The following is a 2,172-nucleotide window of genomic DNA, read 5'->3' on the forward strand; positions in this document are numbered from 1 at the left end:
ACTCCCCAGGGTGCTGGGCCTACTGTACCGAAAACGTTTTCGAAACAGCGGGACCGGGCTAGCGGGATATGTTTAGGCTTGCGGGTTCGATCCAGCACCCTGGGGATGACCATGAAACGCTTGAAGCTCTTCTTTTCGATCCTGACCGTGTGCTGCGCGGGCAGTGCCGGTGCACAGACGGCCGATTGGCCGCACAAGCCGGTCAGGCTGGTGGTGCCTTACGCGGCAGGCGGGCCGGTCGACAATCTGGCGCGTGCATTGTCAGTGCAGCTGGCCACCATCTGGGGCCAGCCGGTGGTGGTAGACAACCGGCCGGGCGGCAACGAGGTCATCGGCGCCACGGCGGTGGCCAAGTCGCCGGGCGATGGCTACACGCTGCTGCTGGCCACCGATGCCGCCGCTACCCTGAACCTGTATGTGTTCAAGAAGCTCCCGTACGACCCGATCAAGGAACTGTCGCCGATTACGCGGGTGGCCATGGCCAATATGGCGATCGCCGTGTCGCCGTCGCTGCCGGTAACCGACCTGCGCAGCTTCGTGACCTATGTGAAGGCCCATCCCGGCCAGGTGAGCTACGGCTCGGCGGGCATCGGCAATACCACTCACCTCGCGCTGGCGTGGTTCGCCAAGGAGAACGGTCTGGAAATGGTCCACGTGCCATACAAGGGGCTCGCGCCGGCCCTGCAGGACGTGATGGGCGGCACCATCCAGGTGACGATTGGCGCGGGCTCCGTGGTCGGCCCGTTCGCGCTGGGCGGCAAGGTCAAGGCGTTGGGCATCAACGGGGCCAAGCGGGCTTCGATCCTGCCGAGTGTGCCGACGTTTGCCGAGGCCGGGTATCCGAAGCTCGACGCCAGCTTCCCGTTCAGCCTGCTGGCCCCGGGTGGCACACCGGAGGCGTTGCGCCAGAAGATCTATACCGACGTGAAGAAGGTGGTCATGAACCCGCAATTCCGCAGTGACAATCTCGAGAAGTACGCGCTGGACCCCGTGCTGGACTCGCCCCAGGAATACGCCAAGGCGCTGGTCAAGGATCGGGCGCTGGCCGTGGAGAAGGTCAAGGCCTCSGGCGCCCAGYTGGACTAAGCTACGCGCCCTGCCTGCCAGGACGGCGGCGGATGCTTCCCTGTCAGGGGCGTCCGCCGCCGGATGCATTTCTGCTTCAATCACACCACTGCCCCATGGAAGACGACGTCTATTTCTATCGCCCGGATGCCGGCCACGGCCTGCCCCATGACCCGTTCAAGGCGATTGTCGCGCCGCGCATCATCGGCTGGATTTCGAGCCTCACCGCCGCCGGCACCCCCAACCTCGCGCCGTACAGCTTCTGCGCGGCAATGTGTTCCGATCCGTACATCATTGCGTTCTCCAGCGAGGGCTACAAGGACAGCGTGCGCAATATCGAGGCGACGCGCGAGTTCGCGTGGAACTTCGTCAGCCGCGAACTGGCCGAGAAGATGAACGCCACGTCCGAGCCGGTGGACCCCCACGTCGACGAATTCCGCCTCTGTGGCGTGGCGCCGGCGCCCGGGCGTGCCATCCGCGCGCCGCACGTGGCGGCGTCTCCGGCCGTGCTGGAATGCAAGCTGCTGGATGTGCGCGAGATCAAGGACCTGAACGGCGACGGCACCGACCACTGGCTGGTGCTGGGCCAGGTGGCCGGCGTGCATATCCGCCGCGCGTATCTGCGCGATGGCCTGTTCGACACCTTCCTGGCCGACCCGGTGCTGCGCGCCGGCTACCGGGCGGACTACATGCACAGCGGCAAGCGGCTGGAATTGTATCGGCCTTATTGAACGATCGTGGCCGATGCCGGCCCCGGCAGAGAAAAGCCCCCGCAACTCCTGGAGTGGCGGGGGCTTTGACTTTGGATGCGCGGACAGGGCTAGCGGCGCCGCCTGAGTTGCTCAAGATGCCGGGCGTGGCGATGGCGCACCGTCCAGATCAGCGCGCGCAGCACGGTGGCGCCGGAAGCCTTGACGGCCTCGGTGCAGCGCTCCAGGTCGGCTTCGGCCGGAAAGACGCGCAGTTCCGCTGCGCTGCCCAGCGCCACAGCCATCTCCGAGATCGACCGGGCGGCAATGGCATTGCGCAGCAGGCTGTCCAGCCGCTGCTGTACCGCATGGTCCCGGTCGTCCGCGCCCCGGGCGCCGTGCCGGACGTCCTTCACGC

Annotated in this window: 2 protein-coding genes and 1 pseudogene; 2 read left to right on the forward strand and 1 reads right to left on the reverse strand. The window is 66.5% G+C overall.

The genetic code is table 11. The annotated features are described in order from the left end of the window. Positions 1–111 precede the first annotated feature (111 nt). Both AB4Z27_RS28800 and AB4Z27_RS28805 read left to right on the forward strand, forming a co-directional pair. Positions 112–1,086 carry a Bug family tripartite tricarboxylate transporter substrate binding protein gene (locus tag AB4Z27_RS28800; protein ID WP_186296777.1) on the forward strand — a complete coding sequence of 325 codons (975 nt, stop codon included), beginning with the start codon at positions 112–114 and terminating at the stop codon, positions 1,084–1,086. A 95-nt stretch (positions 1,087–1,181) separates the two neighbouring features. Continuing rightward, positions 1,182–1,796 carry a flavin reductase family protein gene (locus AB4Z27_RS28805; RefSeq protein WP_144196548.1) on the forward strand — a complete coding sequence of 205 codons (615 nt, stop codon included), beginning with the start codon at positions 1,182–1,184 and terminating at the stop codon, positions 1,794–1,796. Between the two features lie 89 nt (positions 1,797–1,885). On the opposite strand, the pseudogene AB4Z27_RS28810 reads toward AB4Z27_RS28805, so the two are convergent. Continuing rightward, a pseudogene (locus AB4Z27_RS28810) lies at positions 1,886–2,172 on the reverse strand (hypothetical protein); the annotation flags it as partial.

It is taken from the genome of Cupriavidus sp. KB_39 (genome assembly GCF_052114485.1).
Taxonomy (GTDB): Bacteria; Pseudomonadota; Gammaproteobacteria; order Burkholderiales; family Burkholderiaceae; genus Cupriavidus.

Bases quoted from the DNA above. Each gene is read 5' to 3' on its own strand.
- AB4Z27_RS28805 (WP_144196548.1), top strand. From the start codon at position 1,182: ATGGAAGACGACGTCTATTTCTATCGCCCGGATGCCGGCCACGGCCTG.